Source organism: Mucilaginibacter sp. OK098, assembly GCF_900142915.1.
GTDB lineage: Bacteria > Bacteroidota > Bacteroidia > Sphingobacteriales > Sphingobacteriaceae > Mucilaginibacter.
In genome coordinates, this window is sequence record NZ_FRCM01000001.1 from 966,344 (window position 1) to 986,944 (window position 20,601).

15 protein-coding genes and 1 pseudogene are annotated in these 20,601 nt (G+C 40.4%); 11 read left to right on the forward strand and 5 right to left on the reverse strand.

Translation table 11 applies throughout. The annotated features are described in order from the left end of the window. Positions 1-54: 54 nt before the first annotated feature. Together BUE31_RS03860 and BUE31_RS03865 are read left to right on the forward strand one after the other, a co-directional pair. Positions 55-5,661, forward strand: coding sequence for an alpha-2-macroglobulin family protein (locus tag BUE31_RS03860; protein WP_073400425.1), 5,607 nt, complete (start codon positions 55-57; stop codon positions 5,659-5,661). A 70-nt stretch (positions 5,662-5,731) separates the two neighbouring features. Continuing rightward, positions 5,732-6,139, forward strand: a complete 408-nt coding sequence (locus tag BUE31_RS03865; RefSeq protein WP_073400426.1) for a hypothetical protein — start codon at positions 5,732-5,734, stop codon at positions 6,137-6,139. Between the two features lie 245 nt (positions 6,140-6,384). On the opposite strand, the gene BUE31_RS03870 is transcribed toward BUE31_RS03865, so the two are convergent. Further along, positions 6,385-7,107: a glycosyltransferase family 2 protein gene (locus tag BUE31_RS03870; RefSeq protein WP_073400427.1), complete on the reverse strand. Its 723-nt coding sequence runs from the start codon at positions 7,105-7,107 to the stop codon at positions 6,385-6,387. A gap of 110 nt (positions 7,108-7,217) precedes the next feature. Here BUE31_RS03870 and pbpC point away from each other — a divergent pair, with 110 nt between their 5' ends. The 9 genes and pseudogenes from pbpC to BUE31_RS03915 all read left to right on the forward strand — a co-directional run bounded on the left by pbpC (position 7,218) and on the right by BUE31_RS03915 (position 18,372). Next, complete coding sequence (gene pbpC, locus BUE31_RS03875; RefSeq protein WP_317042434.1) at positions 7,218-9,509, forward strand: penicillin-binding protein 1C; 2,292 nt, start codon at positions 7,218-7,220, stop codon at positions 9,507-9,509. Between the two features lie 143 nt (positions 9,510-9,652). After that, positions 9,653-10,363, forward strand: a complete 711-nt coding sequence (locus BUE31_RS03880; RefSeq protein ID WP_073400429.1) for a 3'-5' exonuclease — start codon at positions 9,653-9,655, stop codon at positions 10,361-10,363. After that, positions 10,363-12,066 carry an ABC transporter ATP-binding protein gene (locus BUE31_RS03885; RefSeq protein ID WP_073400430.1) on the forward strand — a complete coding sequence of 568 codons (1,704 nt, stop codon included), beginning with the start codon at positions 10,363-10,365 and terminating at the stop codon, positions 12,064-12,066. The genes BUE31_RS03880 and BUE31_RS03885 overlap by 1 nt, the downstream gene beginning before the upstream one ends. A 164-nt stretch (positions 12,067-12,230) precedes the next feature. Then, positions 12,231-12,539: pseudogene (locus BUE31_RS03890) on the forward strand (four helix bundle protein); the annotation flags it as partial. Positions 12,540-12,714: 175 nt separating this feature from the next. Continuing rightward, positions 12,715-14,850 carry a ribonuclease R gene (gene rnr, locus BUE31_RS03895; protein WP_073400434.1) on the forward strand — a complete coding sequence of 712 codons (2,136 nt, stop codon included), beginning with the start codon at positions 12,715-12,717 and terminating at the stop codon, positions 14,848-14,850. Between the two features lie 123 nt (positions 14,851-14,973). Continuing rightward, positions 14,974-15,948: a polyprenyl synthetase family protein gene (locus BUE31_RS03900; protein WP_073400436.1), complete on the forward strand. Its 975-nt coding sequence runs from the start codon at positions 14,974-14,976 to the stop codon at positions 15,946-15,948. Positions 15,949-15,961: 13 nt separating this feature from the next. Further along, positions 15,962-16,336, forward strand: a complete 375-nt coding sequence (locus BUE31_RS03905) for an energy transducer TonB (RefSeq protein ID WP_083619290.1) — start codon at positions 15,962-15,964, stop codon at positions 16,334-16,336. A gap of 17 nt (positions 16,337-16,353) precedes the next feature. After that, positions 16,354-17,943, forward strand: coding sequence for a M1 family metallopeptidase (locus BUE31_RS03910; RefSeq protein ID WP_073400440.1), 1,590 nt, complete (start codon positions 16,354-16,356; stop codon positions 17,941-17,943). A gap of 3 nt (positions 17,944-17,946) precedes the next feature. Then, complete coding sequence (locus tag BUE31_RS03915; RefSeq protein ID WP_073400442.1) at positions 17,947-18,372, forward strand: energy transducer TonB; 426 nt, start codon at positions 17,947-17,949, stop codon at positions 18,370-18,372. Positions 18,373-18,491: 119 nt separating this feature from the next. Here the strand turns inward: BUE31_RS03915 and rpmA are convergent, their stop codons facing one another. From rpmA to BUE31_RS03935, 4 genes are all read right to left on the reverse strand, one after another. Next, complete coding sequence (gene rpmA / locus BUE31_RS03920) at positions 18,492-18,947, reverse strand: 50S ribosomal protein L27 (protein WP_073400444.1); 456 nt, start codon at positions 18,945-18,947, stop codon at positions 18,492-18,494. Between the two features lie 47 nt (positions 18,948-18,994). Then, the gene (rplU, locus tag BUE31_RS03925) at positions 18,995-19,303 is read right to left on the reverse strand and encodes a 50S ribosomal protein L21 (protein ID WP_073400446.1); all 309 of its coding nucleotides are present in this window, start codon (positions 19,301-19,303) and stop codon (positions 18,995-18,997) included. Positions 19,304-19,378: 75 nt separating this feature from the next. Further along, entirely contained in the window at positions 19,379-19,822 is a 444-nt protein-coding gene (locus BUE31_RS03930; RefSeq protein WP_255376649.1) for a tetratricopeptide repeat protein, read from the reverse strand. A 249-nt stretch (positions 19,823-20,071) separates the two neighbouring features. Beyond that, positions 20,072-20,578 carry a hypothetical protein gene (locus BUE31_RS03935; RefSeq protein WP_083619293.1) on the reverse strand — a complete coding sequence of 169 codons (507 nt, stop codon included), beginning with the start codon at positions 20,576-20,578 and terminating at the stop codon, positions 20,072-20,074. Positions 20,579-20,601 lie beyond the last annotated feature (23 nt).

Consider the following 20,601-nt stretch of genomic DNA (forward strand, 5'->3'; position numbering starts at 1 on the left):
AATTATTTATTGTCATTAATTTCATAATTTACATGATAATAAATCAACCTATTTATGGATACTTTCTACAGCTTTTTCCGTAGCCGGAAAGGGTTAATCAGCCTCGGTATTTTTTTGGTACTGGCAATTTTGGTCGTTTTTATAGTTTTTCGTCATCGCCAAAAACTTGGCGTTGATCCGGAATTCAGTAAATACATTGAGTCATACACAACGGGAATAATCTCCAAAGGCAGCACCATCAAAATAAGGCTGGCCAGCGAAGTACAGGTTAGTCACCAACAAAATGCGCCTTTAAGCGATAATATTTTCAGCTTCTCCCCTTCCATCAAAGGTAAAGCATACTGGATTGATGCGCGCACCATTGAGTTCAGACCAGAAGGAAAACTCGATCCTGATAAAAACTACACAGGTGATTTTAAATTAAAGAAGATTTTAGATGTTGATGGGAAATTTGAAGATTTTAAATTCAACTTTCAAACCATAAAACCTGACTATACCGTAAGCTTTATCGGCTTGCAAACAGCTACAAACAGTTCGCTGGATAAAATGAAGCTAAGTGGAACTGTCCAGACAGCGGACAACGAAGATCCTGCTGAAATAGAAAAGATCATCAGCACCAATTTTTTAAACCCGGTTAGTGTTACGTGGCAACATAATGCTATTACAAAAACCCACCATTTTACAATAAATCAATTAAACCGGGGTAATGGCACAATAAACAAGTTAACGGTTAACTGGGATGGCAGCAGCTTAAACATTGATAAAAAAGGCAGCCAGGGCTTTGATATTCCGGCTATAGGCGACTTCAGAGTGCTTGATATAAAAGCGATGCAGGATAACGACCAATATGTATTGGTTCAGTTTTCGGATAATATAATGATCGGACAGGAATTAAATGGTTTGATAGGCCTTAGCAATGTGACAGATGCCGCTTATACTATTGAGGGGAGCACGGTTAAGGTTTATGGCCCCGAACGCCTGCAGGGAAATTACAGTGTATTTGTAAACGAAGGCGTTGAAAATATCTCACACAAAAAGATCACAAAAGCATTTACCGCCAATCTGTTTTTTGAAAACAGGTTGCCCACTGTTACTATACCGGGCAAGGGCGTAATTTTGCCGGACTCAGGTAAGCTGATGATGCCTTTTGAAGCTACCAACCTGAATGCGGTTGATGTGAGCATTATAAAGATCTACGAGAACAATGTGCCCCAATATTTCCAGAACAACGGCTTTGATGGCGGCGAAGAATTGCGGCATGTAGGCAAGCCTGTGGTACAAAAAACTATCCGGCTTGATGAAGATAAAAGCCTTAACCTAAGTAAAAAGAACCGTTTTATGCTGGATATTGACCAGCTTTTGCGTACTGAGCCCGGCGCTATCTACCGGGTGATAATTGGTTTCAGAAAAGATTATTCCATATATAATTGTAAAGCAGGTTCGCCTGTGTTGAAAAATGAAGGCGACAATGAAGGTTACGGTTATGAGGGGAGCGGAAACTTTGGTACCAATTCAGGTTCAATAAGTGATGAAGACGATGATTTTTGGGCAAGATATGATAGTTTTTACCCGGATGGATATAACTGGCAGGAACGTAATGATCCCTGTACCAATTCATATTTTAGCAAAGATCGCTGGGCGGTAAGAAATATCATCGCATCAAATATCGGGTTGATAGCCAAGCGCGGCAGCGATAATGGCATGCTGGTAGCGGTAACCAATATATTAACTGCTAAACCAATGAGCGGTGTTGAATTAGAGTTGCTTGATTACCAGAAACAGGTAATATTAAAAACAACAACAGATGGTGATGGCCTTGCAAAATTCGATATGAAGCGCAAGCCATACCTGCTTGTTGCTAAGAACGGTAAGGAACGTGGCTATTTAAAGCTTGACGATGGTAGCTCATTACCCCTCTCCCGATTTAATGTTGGCGGTGAGCAGATCCAAAGTGGCTTAAAAGGATTTATCTATGGCGAGCGCGGCGTATGGCGCCCCGGCGACTCGATATTTATGTCGTTCATACTGGAAGATAAGTTGAAGACTTTACCGGCAGATCTTCCTGTACAATTTGAATTGTATGATGTTAATGGAAAATTATATCGACGGATTACCCAAACCAAATCCATAGATGGTTTTTATAGTTTCCATACGGCTACAGAAACTTCATCACCGACAGGTAACTGGTCGGCAAAAGTAAAGGTTGGCGGGGCAGTATTTGAAAAAAGCATTAAGATAGAAACCATAATGCCTAACCGTTTAAAGATCGGTTTAACATTTGGCGGGGCAAAAGAATTAACAAAAGGTGGTGATGTAACCGGCAACTTAACAGCGCAATGGCTATTTGGCGGCACCGCACAAAGTTTAAAAGCAAAGGTGGATGCCTTTTTATCGCCGAAATCAACATCATTTAAAGGATACGAAGATTATGTTTTTGATGACCCTACCCTTGCCTTTACCACCCAAACCCAAACCATATTTGATGGCAGACTTGATGAAAATGGTAAAGCATCAGTAAACACCAATATTAATATTGAAAAACAAGCGCCGGGACAGCTAACCGCAAACTTTTTGGTCAAAGTTTTTGAACCAGGCGGGAACTTCAGTATTCAGTCGTTAAGTATGCCATACAACGTTTATCCGGGCTATGTAGGGATTAAAACAGAAAAAGGCAGCGAGCTTTCGGGGATGCTGGTGACAGATAAAGACCATGATATAGATATTGCAGATGTTGATGTAAACGGCAAACCATTTGAAGGCACCCGTAACGTTGAGTTGGAGCTTTATAAAATTCAATGGCGTTGGTGGTGGGATGAAACAGGTAATGCGTTGAGTAATTTCACCCAGGATAAGTATAACAAACTGATAAAAACAGCAACCGTAAAGGTGGTGAACGGGAATGGCAAATGGAACCTGCATATTAACCAGGCTGATTGGGGCCGTTATTTGATCCGGGTTAAAGATGAAGAAACCGGGCACTCAACCGGTAAAATACTCTATGTTGATTGGTCAAATTGGTCGGAAAGGTTACAGCAAACCAATCCTACAGAGGCAGCCATGCTATCATTTACAGCTGATAAAACCAATTATAAAGTTGGCGAGGATGCTACTCTTACAATCCCAACAATGAGCGATGGACGCGCTTTGATCAGCTTTGAAACCGGCAGCAAAGTTTTAAAAACAGCATGGATAGACACCAAAAAAGGACAAACCCGCTATACTTTCAAAATAGATGAGAATATGGCGCCAAACATTTTTGTGAATGTTACGCTGCTGCAACGTCATTCGCAAACAGTGAACGATCTGCCGATCAGGATGTATGGCGCTATACCGCTGTCAGTTGATAATCCCGAAACCATTTTGAAACCGGTTATCAGCATGGCAGATAAGATTAGGCCCGAAACAAAGTCGTCGATTACCATATCAGAAGCATCGGGCAAGGAAATGACTTACACGATTGCTATTGTTGATGAAGGACTGCTGGATATCACCAATTATAAAACCCCTGATCCGCATGAAACATTTTATGCCCGCGAAGCCCTTGGTGTAAAAACATGGGACCTGTTTGATTATATAATTGGTGCTTACGGCGGTGGATTAGAGCGGATCTTAAGCATTGGCGGTGATGGAACTGCCGGCACCAATCGCAATGTATCTGTAAATCGCTTTAAACCGGTTGTGAAGTTTTTAGGCCCGTTCCATTTAGATGCGGGTGATAAGCAAACACATACATTTACCTTGCCACAATATATTGGTTCGGTAAAAGCAATGGTTATTGCCGGGCACAATGGCAGTTATGGACGTGCAGAGAAGGTGGTAGCAGTTAAGAAGCCTTTGATGATCCTGGCTACCCTGCCAAGGGTTTTGGGTCCATCAGAGAAGATTCTGCTACCTGTAACAGTTTTTGCAATGGAGAACAACATTAAAACAGTAACTGTGCAGGTGCAGTCAAATGCCTTTAGTAACCTTGGTGGAAATAGCCAAAAGACCATCACCTTTGCAAAACCGGGCGACCAGCTGGTAACATTTGACTTGAGCGTTAAAGATTTTGTTGGTGTTGGCAAAGTAAAGATCATTGCAAAAAGTGGTAGTGAGACTGCTACTTATGATGTAGAACTGAATGTTCGTAATCCGAATCCGCCCGTTACAAAGATCCAGGAGAAAGAGCTTGCCCCCGGTGAAAACTGGAGCGTTCCTTATTCAGCAATCGGTATAAATGGCACCAATAAGGCTACGCTGGAAGTCGCTTCTATCCCACCCTTAAACCTGACTAAGAGGTTGAGCTATTTGATAGAGTATCCATATGGTTGTGTGGAGCAAACTACGTCATCAGCGTTCCCACAATTGTTCCTAAACCAACTGCTCGACCTTACATCAAGGCAAAAGGCAGAAACCGAACGCAATATAAAAGCGACTATAAACAGGCTTAACGGTTTCCAGGTAAACGGTGGCGGCTTAAGCTACTGGCCGGGTGTTGGCGATGCTGATGAATGGGGCACCAATTATGCCGGTCATTTTATGCTGGTAGCACAGGCAAAGGGATACAGCCTGCCGCTTGGGTTTATAGATCAATGGAAGAAATATCAAAAACAAAAGGCCCTAACATGGGCGCCTGACTCACGCAGCTTTTATGGAGCGGATCTGGTGCAGGCTTATCGATTATATCTATTGGCACTTGCACGTTCGCCGGAACTTGGAGCAATGAACAGGCTTAGAGAGTTTAAATACCTGAGTATTGAAGCAAAATGGCGATTAGCAGCTGCTTATAAACTGGCTGGTCAGTCGGAAATTGGTTTGCAAATGATAGCGGGATTGCCACTGGTAATTAAACCCTATAACAGTATGTATGGCACTTACGGGTCTGACTTGCGTGATGAGGCTATGATATTAGAAACACTCACCCTGCTCGGTCAGCAGCAAAAAGCTGCCGGCTTATTACGGACAGTTGCAACCAAATTATCACAGGACGATTGGTATAGTACACAAACCACAGCTTATTCATTAATTGCTATTGCCCAGTATTGCGGGGAGCATAAATCATCAGCAAAGATGTCTTTTAGTTACCAGGCGAGTAATTTAAAATCCACTGTTAGCTCGCAATCATATCTATGGCAGCTGCCTGTTGATGCTAAAGACGGTAATGTTTCGTTGAAAAACAGCGGCACCAATAAGTTGTACGTCAGGTTAGTACAGCAAGGACAGCCATCCTCCGGCGAAGATGTGCAAACGCGCATCAATCCTGATATTTTACAAATGCGGATTGCCTACACCACTCTTGGCGGTAAACAATTGGATCCGGCCAGTCTGAAACAGGGAACTGATTTTGTAGCACAGGTTACCATCAAAAATCCTGGTAAACGCGGCCGTTATGATAATTTGGCGCTTACGCAGATCTTCCCATCCGGATGGGAGATATTAAACACCCGGATGATGAACGGCGCCGAAGCATTCCCATCCTCGTCATCAGATTACCGGGATATCAGGGACGACCGGGTGAATACTTATTTCAGTTTGATGGAAGGCAAGGAAGTAACTTATTATGTGATGCTGAATGCTGCATATGCAGGCAAATATTATCTGCCTGCTACGTATTGCGAGGCGATGTACAATAATGCAATTACAGCTTTGATAAAGGGGCAATGGGTTGAGGTAGTGAGGTAAGTTAGTTGATTAAGTTTATTAGGTGAATAAATTGAATATGATTATTGGATCGAGAACATAGAAGAAAATTATGAAGTTATTTAATTTTTTATTTAAAAGAAAATTGTCTTACCAGTCAGTGGAGCCTGTTAATAATACACGTGAAGTCGACAATGATAGAGAAAGTCGGAAAGGTAATGATTTTGAATTTCTCATAAAGGGAGATGTAGATATACCAAATGACAAGTTTGATCAAATAATGTCGCCAATATCCTTTACATGCGATAGAATAGAAAGAGATAACTGGATTTACTATCAGGTTGGTAACGACGAATTTAGTTACTCATTTGAGCCGCCGGGAATTCAAATGACATTTAATAAGGAAATTACTTTTGAGAAAGCTAAGCAGATAGGGGACGAGGTTGTGAATAATATCAAGTCAACAGGACAAAATGCGGAGTTGGTAATATTAGGTAACAGCGATATTTATAAATTCTAAGAATACAAGAGCGGCAAACGAGATTCGAACCTTGGGCCTTCAACTTGGAAAACTGAAACGCTGAATCATACGATCGTAGCACTTGATGAAAAACTAATAACTGAAGATTGCTAAAGTCGTTCCAAAACAAACATGATCAATGCTTGAAATTATTAAGCAGTTATGGTCAAGTTATCAAAAGGAAAAAGAACAACGAACTGGACGACAAAAAAGAACTTTAAGCTAACTCAATCCAACTTAATCAACTACATCTTAAAAAGTCCATACTTCAATATACAGTAAATAGCCCTTACTCCATCCTTCCATCCTATTTTCTTACCGTCTTCATAGGTACGGCCGTAGTACGAGATCCCCACTTCGTAAATGCGGATTTTTGGTACGCGTGCAATTTTTTGAGTAACCTCCGGTTCAAAGCCAAAACGTTGCTCTGTTAATTTGATGGATTGGATCAGTTTGGTATCGAACAGCTTATAGCAGGTTTCCATATCAGTAAGGTTAAGGTTACTGAACATGTTTGATGCAAATGTTAGCCAGTGGTTGCCTATGGTATGCCAGAAGAACAAGATCCGGTGCGGATTGCTGCCCATAAACCTGGAGCCATAAACCACATCGGCAAAACCGGAACAAACCGGTTTTAACAGGTCATTGTATTCTTCCGGGTCATATTCAAGGTCAGCATCCTGGATAATGAGGTATTCGCCGGTTGCTTTTGAGATGCCGGTATGTAGTGCGGCTCCTTTGCCTTTGTTATGTTCGTGGCTAAAATAACTTATAGCTAACTCCGGATTGCTTTGTTGATAGGTTTGAACAGCCTGTTCTGTATGATCAGAAGAGAAATCATTTACAATGATCACTTCCTTTTGAATATCATCAATCAGCTTAACCGCTTTAATTTTATCTAAAATTAAATGGATCGTATTACCTTCGTTGTAGGCAGGGATTATAATTGATAATTTCTTTATCTTCATTCCAATAAATGCGACCGGGTTTAAATCGAATTAAAAGTTATCTTAAAAAACCAAAAGTAATAATAATACTTGCGTTTTTGTTAACCCTGTTCCTCCTATTCTGGTTTTGTTTGCCAAAGCCATTATTCAACAGTCCAACTTCTTATGTTATTGACGATACCGACGGACAATTACTTGGCGCTTCTATAGCTACCGATGGGCAATGGCGATTTCCCCCTAATGCCGAAGTGCCCGAAAAATTTAAGCAATGCATTATAGCTTTTGAAGATAAGCGATTTATGCACCATCCGGGTTTTGATATCCTGGCATTAGGCAGGGCCATCAAACAAAATTTTCACTCCAGCAAAATAACCAGTGGTGGCAGTACCATAACGATGCAGGTTATCCGGCTGGCAACCAGACATAAACGCAACATCTGGAATAAACTGATCGAGATGTTTATGGCAGTGAGACTGGAAGCAGGCTATAGCAAAAACGAGATCTTATCATTTTATACAAGCAATGCCCCGTTTGGCAGTAATGTTATAGGGCTGGATGCTGCATCATGGCGTTACTTTGGCCGGAGCCCGGATAAACTGTCCTGGGGAGAAATGGCAGCAATGGCGGTTTTGCCAAACGCACCATCGCTGGTGCATCCCGGGAGAAACCGGGCTATCCTTTTAAAAAAACGCAACCTGCTTTTGGATAAGCTTTATCACCAGGGAGTAATAGATTCTATAACGGCTGCATTGGCGAAATTTGAGCCGGTTCCAGATAGGCCTATGCCATTACCCCAGCTTGCCCCTCACCTGCTTGAACGGTTTAAATCAGATCATCAGACCAATACCCATGGTGATACAAGGCTAAGGACGAGTATCAGGTCATCGCTTCAGCAACAGGTAAATGAGATTTTAGAGCGGCATCACCAGGTTTTAAAGTCCAATGAAATTAATAATATTGCTGCAGTTGTGCTGGATGTGGAAACAGGTGCGGCATTGGCTTATGCCGGTAACATAGCGCATCCGGAAGATCCGGAAATGGAAAGTGACGTAGATGTGGTTGATGCGCCCCGGAGCCCCGGAAGTACATTAAAACCTATGTTGTATGCTTCTATGCTACAGGATGGTTTGCTGCTGCCAAATAGCTTAATGCCCGATATCCCCACACAAATTGCAGGCTATCATCCGGAGAATTTCGACCTGGGTTATGATGGCGCTGTGCCCGCATCAAGGGCATTGTCACGCTCATTAAACGTACCGGCGGTAAAAATGCTGCAGCAATTTAAGTATGAACGTTTTTACGGCGTGCTACAAAAAATGGGGATTACTACATTAAAAAAGCCGGCAGATCATTACGGGCTATCGCTTATTTTGGGTGGAGGAGAAAACACGCTTTGGGAATTGAGTGGTGCCTATGCCGATATGGCGCGTGTGCTTAATCATTATACCAAATACAACGGCAAGTATGATCCAACTGATTATCACAACCCGGTTTACAGCGTCTCCTCAAGAAAAAATAAACCCGAATTTGAAAAATCGGGTTTACTGGATGCGGGTTCTATTTACTACACACTACAGGCCATGGAAGAAGTTATGCGCCCAGGTGAAGAAATGCTATGGCAGCAATTTAGCTCAAGTCAGCGTGTGGCCTGGAAAACAGGGACAAGCTTTGGTTTTAGGGATGGATGGGCAATAGGCATCACACCCAAATATGTGGTAGGTGTGTGGGTTGGCAATACGGATGGAGAAGGAAGGCCTAACCTAACAGGTATTAGCACCGCTGCGCCTGCCCTTTTCGAAATCTTCCGCCTGCTACCTGTTACCCGCGATTGGTTTGAAATGCCTGTTGGCGAAATGGTAAAAATAAAAGTATGCCACCAAAGTGGTTATCGTGCCGGTGAATATTGTGATGATACAGATGATCTGTGGGTACCTAAAAGCGGATTAAAGGCGCCTGTTTGCCCTTATCATCAACTGGTACATTTAAGTGCTGATGGTAAATGGCAGGTAACAGGTAATTGTACCCCGCCAAATCAGATTATTAACAAACACTGGTTTGTGCTGCCGCCATCTATGGAGTATTATTATAAAACCAAGAATTACCAATATCGGGTTTTACCACCATTCAGGCCTGATTGTGTACAGGCCGAAAATGCGGCGCCAATGGAAGTGATCTACCCAAAAGACGGTGCTAAAATATATGTGCCGCTGGAAGCAGATGGCAGTCGCGGCAGGGTAATTTTTAACGCTGCCCACAGACAATCAGGTGTTAAGATCTTCTGGCACCTGGATGATAAGTATGTTGGCGAAACAAAAGACTTCCACCAGATGGCTTTAAACCCACCTCCAGGAAAGCATGTACTTACACTTGTTGATGGGAATGGGAATACCGTTCACATAGGATTTGAAGTACTTGCTAAGTAGTTCATAGTTGATGGTTCATAGTTCATAGCCAAAAACCTGATAGTTTAATTGTAAATTTTAGCGTCTTAGTTAAAAACTGCTAACTGCACACAGCAAACTGCCAACTGAATTATTTATATTGCTCAAAAAATAAATACCATCCAATGCTTGAACAATACGACCTTCATAACCTGATGGTTATTGATATTGAAACCGTCCCTCAATACAAGAGCTTTGATGAGGTACCCGAGCATTTTCAAAAGCTGTGGGATTTAAAAACGGTACATCAGCGAAAGGAAGAAACCGCAGAAGACTTTTATGAACGGGCCGGCATTTGGGCTGAATTTGGAAAGATCATCTGTATTTCAGTTGGGATCTTTACCAATGGCCGCAATGTTGGTTTAAGGGTTAAATCATTTGCTTCGCATGATGAAAAGGAACTGCTTGAAAAGTTTTCAGCATTGCTGGCAGGTCAGCCGGCTAGTTTGATCCTTTGCGCACATAATGGAAAGGAGTTTGATTTTCCTTATATCTGCCGCCGGATGCTGGTAAACGGCATTAAAATTCCTTCACAACTAGAACTATCAGGCAAAAAGCCCTGGGAGATCTATCACCTGGATACCATGGAACTGTGGAAGTTTGGTGACTATAAAAACTACACCTCGTTAAGTTTACTTACCGCAATTTTTAATATCCCCACCCCAAAAGATGATATTGATGGCAGTATGGTTGGTAAAGTTTACTGGGTTGATAACGAATTAGAAAGAATTTCCATCTATTGCCAGAAGGATGTAGTGGCTACAGCCCAATTGTTAAGGCGTTACCGGGGCGAGGAGCTAATTGCAGATGAATATATAACCTTAGTAGGAACATAATGCTGCAGGTAAAAGATCTGAACGTTAAATTCAAAACACAAAATGTTTTTTTCGAGGCCGTTAAAAGCATTTCTTTCAACCTGAAAAAAGGAGAAACTATCGGCATAGTAGGCGAATCAGGATCCGGAAAATCAGTTACTTCGCTTGCGCTGATGCGTTTGCTGGATAAAAACCAGGCTTTAATAAGTGGGCATATTTTATTGAACAACAATAGTTTATGTGGTTTATCTGAAAGTGAAATGCGTAAAATAAGAGGTCACCAGATGGCAATGATCTTCCAGGAGCCGATGACTTCGCTAAACCCGGTTTTGACCTGCGGACACCAAATAACCGAGGCCATACAATTACACCTCAATACAACAAAAGCCGAAGCTAAAGAAAAAACGATAGCACTATTTAAAGAAGTACAACTCCCCCGACCTGAAGCTATTTTTGACAGTTATCCGCACCAAATTTCGGGTGGACAAAAACAGCGGGTAATGATAGCGATGGCTCTTTCCTGTAACCCGGAGATCCTTATTGCCGATGAACCCACTACCGCCCTTGATGTAACCGTACAAAAAACTATAATAGAGTTACTGCTAAAGCTAAAAGCCGAACGCAACATGAGCCTGATCTTTATATCGCATGACCTGGGTGTGATCAGTGAAATTGCCGACCGGGTGCTGGTAATGTATAAAGGTGAAGTGGTTGAGGAAGCTCCTGTAAAACAACTATTCACACATCCAAAACACCCTTACACAAAAGGATTACTAGCTTGCCGCCCATCCCCTGATCTGCATTTAAAAAAGCTTCCGGTTATTGCTGATTTCCTGGATCAGGGTACAAAAAAGGCAATAAGTATTGAAAAGATAAGAGAAGGATACGCTTATCCCGCTGATGAAATTATTGAACGGAAAAACAAATTATACAGCCAGCAGCCGTTATTGAAAATAAATAATCTTAATACCTGGTTCCCGGTAAAAAATGGATTTTTTAACAGGGATAAAGAGTTTGTAAAAGCTGTTAAGCAGGTAAGCTTTGATGTATATCCCGGTGAGACGCTTGGGCTTGTAGGAGAATCGGGGTGCGGTAAAACTACTTTAGGCCGAAGTATTTTACGTTTGATTGAGCCAACCTCAGGTACCATACAATTTGAAAACATTGATCTGAGAAGTTTAAGAAAAGATGATCTCAGGGAGATCCGCCGGGATATTCAGATTATTTTCCAGGATCCTTATTCTTCTCTTAATCCCCGTCTAACAGTAGGCTCTTCATTAATGGAACCGTTACAGGTGCACCAGTTTTATACCAATGATAGCAAACGCAAAAAAAAGGTGCTTGAATTATTGGAACGGGTAAACCTTTCGCCCGAACATTTTAACCGTTACCCTCATGAATTTTCAGGCGGTCAGCGGCAAAGGATAGTTATAGCGCGAGCTCTGGCGCTTCACCCCAAATTTATTATTTGTGATGAATCTGTGTCGGCACTGGATGTTTCCGTACAGGCCCAGGTACTTAACCTGATCCGCGAATTACAGCAGGATTTTAATTTGACTTATATTTTCATCTCCCATGATCTTGCCGTTATTAAACATATTTCAGACCGCATGATGGTGATGAACAAAGGCGAAATTGTTGAAATGGGCGACCCGGATGAAATTTATTATCATCCGAAGGAAGAGTACACTAAGAAATTGATCAGTTCTATTCCAGGAGTATAGTAATGCGGAAGTCGGAATGCCGATTGCGGAATTTTTAATTGAAAAATTTAAAAGTGTAAGTGTATTAAGCTAATTGATAAATTTTATACTTTGGGATTTAATAAAGCACCATAAAACAATTTAATATGTAACCAGTAAATGACCTTAAACTAAGAACAAAGACCTTCGCACTCAATATCATCAGGTTAGTTAAAGCATTGCCTGAGGATAGGATAGGCAGAGTTTTAGGCAATCAGATTCTACGTTCAGGCACATCTGTAGCAGCTAATTACAGATCTGCTTGTAAAGCCCGCTCTAAAGCGGACTTCATTTCAAAAATAACTATTGTAGAAGAAGAAGCCGATGAAACCACATTATGGTTGGAGCTTATCATGGAATCAGAAACTTTAATAAATGATTTTACAAAATCTCTCCATAAAGAATTAACAGCCATTTTCACAAGTTCAGGAAAACAGCCAAGGAAAACAATTTGAATAGTAAGAAAAAGTGAAACAGATTAGTGCGGAAGGCGGAATGTCGATTGCGAAATGAAATTAGATGTTCAAAACCTTTCCGCAATCGGCATTTCGATTTCGCATTTAAAAACTTCCGCAATCGACATTCCGCCTTCCGCATTGAAAACATCGTATCTTTGCACAAATAATACATATGTTTAAAAAGAAAAACAGTTCATCTATAGTAAAAGTACTCACTCAAATGGTACTTGATATATTTGAACAAAACGGTAATACACCGTTAAATTACAAACAAGTTTCTGCCAAATTAAATGTTCGCGACCCGGATTCCCGGGATATAATTTTTGAGATCCTTAGGGATGAAACAAAAACAGGCACCTTAAAAGAAATAGCCCCCGGTAAATTTCAATTACTCGAACTCAAAACCTTTATTGAAGGTAAAGTTGACCTCACTAACGATGGTTCGGCATTTATAATTACTGATGACGAGTTTGAGAGCGATATTTTTGTTGCTCCCCGTAAACTGAGGAATGCATTAAATGGCGACCGCGTTAAGGTTTATGTTTATGCAAAAAGTAAAGGCAAACATAAAGAAGGCGAGGTAATTGAGATCCTGCAGCGTGCCAAAATGGAGTTTACAGGGATAGTAAAACTATCTGAGCGCTTTGCCTTTTTTATTCCGGATGACCGCAAAATGATGCACGATATTTTTATCCCGATGAGCGAACTCAACGGTGCTAAAAATGGCATAAAGGCAGTTGCTGAAATCACCGACTGGCCTGCTGAAGCTAAAAACCCGATAGGCCGGATAAAACATGTTTTAGGTACGCAAGGTGAGAACGATACGGAAATGAACGCTATTTTGGCGGAGTATGGGTTTCCCCTATCATTTCCTAAAGAAGTTGAGCACGAATCAGAAGAAATTTCTGACATAATAACAAATGAGGAAATTGCCAAAAGGCGGGATTTTAGAAATATTACAACTTTCACCATAGACCCATTTGATGCAAAAGATTTTGACGATGCATTATCGTTCAGACTATTAGACAATGGCAATTATGAAGTAGGTGTGCATATTGCCGATGTATCACACTACATAAAACCGGATTCTGCCCTGGATAAAGAAGCGCTTGACCGCGCTACATCTGTTTACCTGGTTGACAGGGTTATCCCCATGCTGCCCGAACGCTTGTCAAACGGATTATGTTCATTACGACCAAAAGAGGATAAACTTTGTTTTGCAGCCGTTTTTGAAATGGATGAAGAGGCACATGTTATAAACGAGTGGTTTGGCAAAACAGTGATCCATTCCGACAGACGCTTTGCTTATGAAGAGGTGCAGGAGGTGATCGAAAATAAGACAGGTGATTTTGATACGGAGATTTTAAAACTGAATGCATTAGCCCATAAACTGCGCGAACGTAAGTTCAAAAACGGTGCCATTAGCTTTGAAACTACAGAGGTGAAATTCAAGCTTGATGAAACAGGAAAGCCTACCGGTGTTTATGTAAAAGAACGTAAAGACGCTCATAAACTGATTGAAGATTTTATGCTGTTGGCAAACCGGAAGGTTGCTGAGTATGTGAGCAAAATGGGTAAGGGAAAACATAAATATACTTTTGTTTATCGGGTGCATGATACACCAAAACCTGATTCCCTGGCTAATTTCGCTCTGTTTGCTGCAAGGTTTGGGTATAAGATCAATACCAAATCGGATAAAGAAACGGCAAGATCCCTTAACTTTTTAATGGAGGATGTTGAAGGTAAAAAAGAGCAGAACGTGCTTACCCAGCTTGCTATCCGCTCGATGGCAAAAGCTATTTATACCACTAAAAGTTCCAGTCACTATGGGCTGGCGTTTGATCATTATACCCACTTCACCTCTCCTATTCGCCGGTACCCTGATGTGATGGTACATAGGCTGTTATTTCATTACTTAAACGGCGGACAATCAGCCAATGAAGAGCATTATGAAAAGCTTTGCCAGCACAGCTCGCAAATGGAGAAAAAAGCGGCTGATGCTGAACGTGCTTCTGTAAAATATAAACAGGCTGAGTATTTACGTGATCAGGTTGGGAATGTATTCAGCGGCGTTATATCCGGTGTTACCGAATGGGGCATGTATGTAGAGATCATCGAAAATAAATGTGAAGGCATGATCCGCTTGCGTGATATTTCGGATGACTTTTATACTTTAGACGAAAAAAATTATGCCATTATTGGTCAGCGTAAAAAGAAGGTTTACCAACTTGGCGATGAAGTTAAAATAAGAGTAAAAAATGTTGATCTTACTAAAAAACAGATCGACTTTACACTGGTACAGGATTAGGTAGGAGTTGAATAAGTTAGATTAGGTTGATTGAGTTGGATAAGTTGAATTTATCAAACCGCTCGCTTGATCAATCAAAATAAAATCAGTGAAATCATCCTTAAATCGGTGAATCAAAAATAAATGAAGAAACTTGAAGATTTGCAGGAAATTATAAGCGGGGCTGTTAACAAGCTTAGCTTTCCTTTGTACCCTGCAGCATTATATGAACCAATAAGCTATATTCTCTCACTGGGTGGTAAACGGATGCGCCCGGCCCTCCTTTTGATGGCCTGCGACCTGTTTGGCGGCGATGTGGATGCGGCTATCTCTCCAGCTCTTGCCATTGAGGTATTCCATAATTTCACATTAATGCATGATGATATTATGGATAACGCGCCTTTACGACGCGGCAGCACTACCGTGCATGAGCGCTGGAATAAAAATGCAGCTATCCTGTCAGGTGATGTTATGCTGGTAGAAGGCTATAAATTAATGATGCAGGTGGAAGACCGTTTACTGCGGCCCATCCTTGATATTTTTAATACTACGGCTGTTGGTGTATGCGAGGGACAGCAACTGGATATGGAGTTTGAGGATCTTAGTCATGTAAATATTGATGAATATCTGAATATGATCCGTTTAAAAACGGCAGTTGTGTTAGGCGGGGCATTAAAAATTGGAGCATTAATTGGAGGCGCTGATGTAAAAGATGCCGAATTGCTAAGCAGCTTTGGCGAGCATTTAGGTTTGGCATTTCAACTGCAAGATGATATCCTTGATGTATATGGTGACCCTGAAAAATTTGGTAAGCAGGTTGGCGGCGATATTATCTCCAACAAAAAAACATATCTGTTAATAAAAGCATTGGAGCTGGCTAATAAGCAACAAACTATTGAGTTAGATAATTGGATTGCTTTAAAACAGTTTGATAACAACGAAAAAGTTGAAGCAGTTACAGCCATTTATAATTCTTTAGATGTACGAAAATATGCTGAAGAAGCTATGCAAACCTATGCTGATAAAGCTTTTGACGCACTGGATGCCATTAATTTACCCGAAGAACACAAACAATACCTGCGCAATTTTGCGGATGGACTGCTGGTAAGGGAGAATTAAGTATATTTAGTCTGTGAAAAAATTACTGGTCGTTTCTGCCGTTATTTTACTATTGTCCTTTTTTGTGGTTCAGGCCTATTCCCAAAGTTTAACACCTCCTGAATTTCCAGGTGGTAAGCAAGCGTTCAGCGCATTTTTACACAAAAATTTAAAGTGGCCAAAAGATGATGGAAATGATTCGCAAGGTGTTGTAATAATAAGTTTTTTTGTAGAGAAAGACGGCCGCTTAACCGATATAAAGGTAGTCAAAAGCATGAGCACAGCTTTTGATGAAGAAGCGTTAAGGGTGATAACCCTGTCTCCAAAATGGATTCCCGCCATGAGAAATAATAAGTTTATCAAATCAATATACACAGTCCCGATAAAGTTTTACCAGGAACAACAATAATAACCCCCAATAATCATATGCGTAAATTACTTATAGTTATTATCTTGCTTATTGTCAGCAAACTACATGCCCAGGAACTTACCTCTGGCGGCAAGCTAAAGCCCGAGCAGGCTATAATGGATGTAAGGCATTACACAATTGCTTTAAATCTGGATTTTAAGCAAAAAACAATTGATGGTTACACTACAATTGATGTTATAATGACCCAGCCAACACATGTTTTGTTGTTCGATCTGCTTGATTCCCTAAATATCAGCCAGGTATTGGTGAATAATAAACAGCAACCATTTGAATATAAAAATAACCTGATCAGGATCAACCTTGCTAATGAACTACCCGCAGGTAAAGCAAGCGTAAAAGTGATCTACGGCGGCAAACCACATGTGGCACGCAGACCACCATGGGATGATGGATTTATCTGGTCAAGAGACTCAACAGGGCACCCATGGATGGCAATAACAGCCGAAGGAACGGGTGGTAAGCTGTATTTTCCATGTAAGGATCATCCATCTGATGAACCCAATGAGGGTGCAGACCTGATTATTACTGTACCAAAAGACCTTGTAGTTGCTGGCCCGGGCTTACTGCAAAAAGTGACCAAACACGGCGAAACAGCAACTTTCCATTGGAAAACAAATTATTCTATTAATAACTACAGCATTCTGTTTAATGTAGGTGATTTTGCAGTTGTAAGCCGCAAGTACACTACTATTGACGGACATATTACGCCTCTGCAATTTTATGTATTAAAAGAGCATCTCTCAAAAGCTGAACATCACCTGGATGTTTTTGAAAAAACCATCCATGAACAGGAGAAGTATTTTGGCGAGTATCCCTGGGCAAAAGAAAAGATTGCCATTTGCGAAACGCCACATCTTGGTATGGAGCACCAAACCATGAATGCCTATGGCAACAAGTTCCAATACACAAAAGTTGGTGGCGAAGATTACGATGGCCTAATGCACCACGAATTTGGGCATGAATGGTGGGGAAATAAAGTAACAGCAAAGGATTGGGCCGATTACTGGATCCACGAAGGGATCTGCACTTACGGCGATGCTTTATATATAAGGGAATTTGAAGGTAAAGACGCTTATATCAAATTCTTCAAACGGTCTGCGCTTTCATTTGGCAACAAGGTTCCAATTGTTATGGGCAAAGATATCGACGAAGAAGCAGCGTACAATGGTGATATATATGGTAAAGGAGCTTTCTTTATGCATACCATCTGTTACGTAATGACCGATAGCCTGTTTTTCCCTGCGCTTAAAAAGTTTGTAACTTCTCCCCAATACACTTATGACAATTTGGTAAATACTGATGACATAGAGCAGTTTTTCAGCAAGGAATCAGGAAAAGATTTAAAACCCCTGTTCGATTTGTATTTGCGCACAGTTAATAAATTGGAGGTTCACATTAAGCAACAACCAAGAGACAAGTACTTAATACAGTTGGATAATATTTCGATTCCGTTGCCTATTGATGTAACTACCGATGCCGGTACAAAACGAATAATGGTAGACAGTAAAGGTATCAGGGTTGATAGTAAGACAATGCCCGTGATTGATGCGGACAGTTATTATTTAAAGAAGGTAATAATGGAATAAAATATGAAAAAAACGCTATTGTTAGTATTTATAACTTTAATCGGTATTTCATTTGCTAAAGCACAAAAACCCGACACAATAAAAGACCCGGTAACGGATACAACTATATTTGCATCGGTTCAGCATCAACCTGAATTTCCGGGAAGCAATGATCAGTTTTCTGCATACATTGCGAAAAACATTCGTTATCCGAAAGATGCCAGGGAAAAGACCAAACAAGGACGCGTTATTGTACAAATGATAATTGAGAAAGACGGGAGTATTTCTCATGTAAAAATTGTAAGAAAAATATTCCCTTCATTGGATGCAGAGGCTGTAAAGGTTATAAGCAGTTCTCCAAAGTGGAATCCTGGTATGCAAAATGGATATCCTGTAAGGGTAATTTATACGATGCCTATTAGTTTTAATTTAGGCAGGACATCCCCGTAAAGAAAAATGATTAGTTGTCTTAACTATCAGCTTTAATAATACCCTCTTAATATTTTGGTAGAAAACAAAAAGCCCGGATCTAAACAAATCCGGGCTTTTCAATATTATTAGCTTGCTGATTACTCAGCTGCTTTTTCTTCTGTGTCAGCAGCTTTCTTTTTAGGAGCTGCTGCTTTTTTTGCTTTTGGAGCTGCTTCTTCAGCAACCGGAGTTTCTTCAACTGCTGGTGCAGCTTCTGCTACAGGCGCTTTTGCTTCAACTACTTTTTTCTCAGCTTTTACAACTGGTTTTGGTGCTGCAACTTCAGCAACAGGCTCCAATTCAAGAGGCAATACAGAAACGTATGAACGGTTATCTGCTTTCTTCTTGAATGTTACAATACCTTCAGCCAATGCGAATAGGGTATGGTCTCTGCCGATACCTACATTAAGGCCTGGATTGTGTTTAGTACCACGCTGACGAACGATGATGTTACCTGCAATTGCCGGCTGACCACCAAATATCTTGATACCTAAACGTTTGCTATGTGACTCGCGGCCGTTTCTGGAACTACCGGCCCCTTTTTTGTGTGCCATTTCTTAATATCTTTATGGAGCTATAACGGCCCCCGATTAAACTTTAATTATAATGTTATACCAGTGATCTCTATCTTGGTAAATTGCTGACGGTGACCGTTCTTTTTCTTGTAACCTTTTCTTCTTTTCTTTTTGAAGATAATTACTTTATCACCTTTTAAATGAGACACTATCTTAGCAGATACTTTAGCACTTTTTAAATCAGAACCTAATTTAAATTTACCTTCGTTTTCAGCTAACAATACATTGTCAAATTCAATACTAGCGCCCTCTTCACCCTGTAACCTGTGTACAAAGATCTGCTGGTCTTTTGCAACTTTGAATTGCTGTCCGGCTATACTTACTATTGCGTACATTGTTTGTTAATTATTAGTTTTAAAATTCGAGGTGCAAATATAGAATAATATTTTAAATAAAGCAACGCTATTAAATTACATTTTACACTGATTCTTTAAGGCTTCGGTATACTCCCTGGTAATTGGTTGTTCGCCAAGCTTCACACATTCATTGTAATACTTCCAGGCGTTGGAACAATCTTTCTTATAAAAGTAAGAAGCGGATAGCTTAAATAAAGTGTTTTGATTAGATGGATCAATTTTATAAGATTGATTAAATACTTCAATAGCCTTGTTTAAATTATTAATCTGATGATCATTCATATAACTAACCATATAAATAGTGGCCTTATCAGTTAATATATTGGAGCTATTGGGGTTTAATAAAAGTCCTTTATCAAGCTGTTTCGAAGCCTCATTAATATCGTTAAAACTGAAATAAACAGCAGCATATCCCCAATAAGCATTTTCGTTTTTAGGGTCAAGTAGCCATGCCTGGTTAAATCTTTTCATAGCTGTTTCCAAATCACCTCTATACAAATAAGTAAATCCAAGCTTTACAAGCTGCTCAGAACCCTTTCTACGGGTAGTATCCTGTTGTAATACAGTTTCAATAAACTTGTTATCTGCTTTTATTTCATCCTCGCTTTTTGTTATATTACCGTATTCGGGCCTTAAATTAACTTCCGATTTGGCTTTAGTCTGTCATTCAGCATAACTCATTTGTTGTGCCAATGACGGCACAGAGATTAACAATGCTATATACAGTAAAATATGCTTCATGGTCAATTACTTTTTCTTTCTGTCCTCGGCATCAGCTAAAACGTGTATAATTTCCTTTACCAGGTTTTCATTGGCATCTTTTAATCTTGAGTCGCCATCAAATGCTTCATCATATAATACCTTTTTGCTTTTGCGCTGGTAATTAAACTCAATATAATAACGTACCGGCTTTGCTCCTTTATATTTAGTAGTATCGCCAAGCTCATTTGAAGGAAAATCCCAAAAACCAAGATCAGCAGCTTTACGGTGTAAATAAAGCAAGTCGCTTTTTGTAAGCAACAGGTTCATTTTCACCAATGAATCATGCCTGTTTAAATATTGGTATGCGCCTGTTTTCGAATCGTATTTATTTAAAAGGCTATCACTTGTACCATATTGAATAACAAATGATTTAAACTCAGTAAACTTATAGGGCGCATTTTGGATCATCCTGGTATAGTAATATATGCAATACAAAAGGAAAGGCACCACTATTGTTAAGGTTAGAAATACTTTTTTAGCTCTGTCGGACATTTTTAATTAGTTTTTTATCGAGG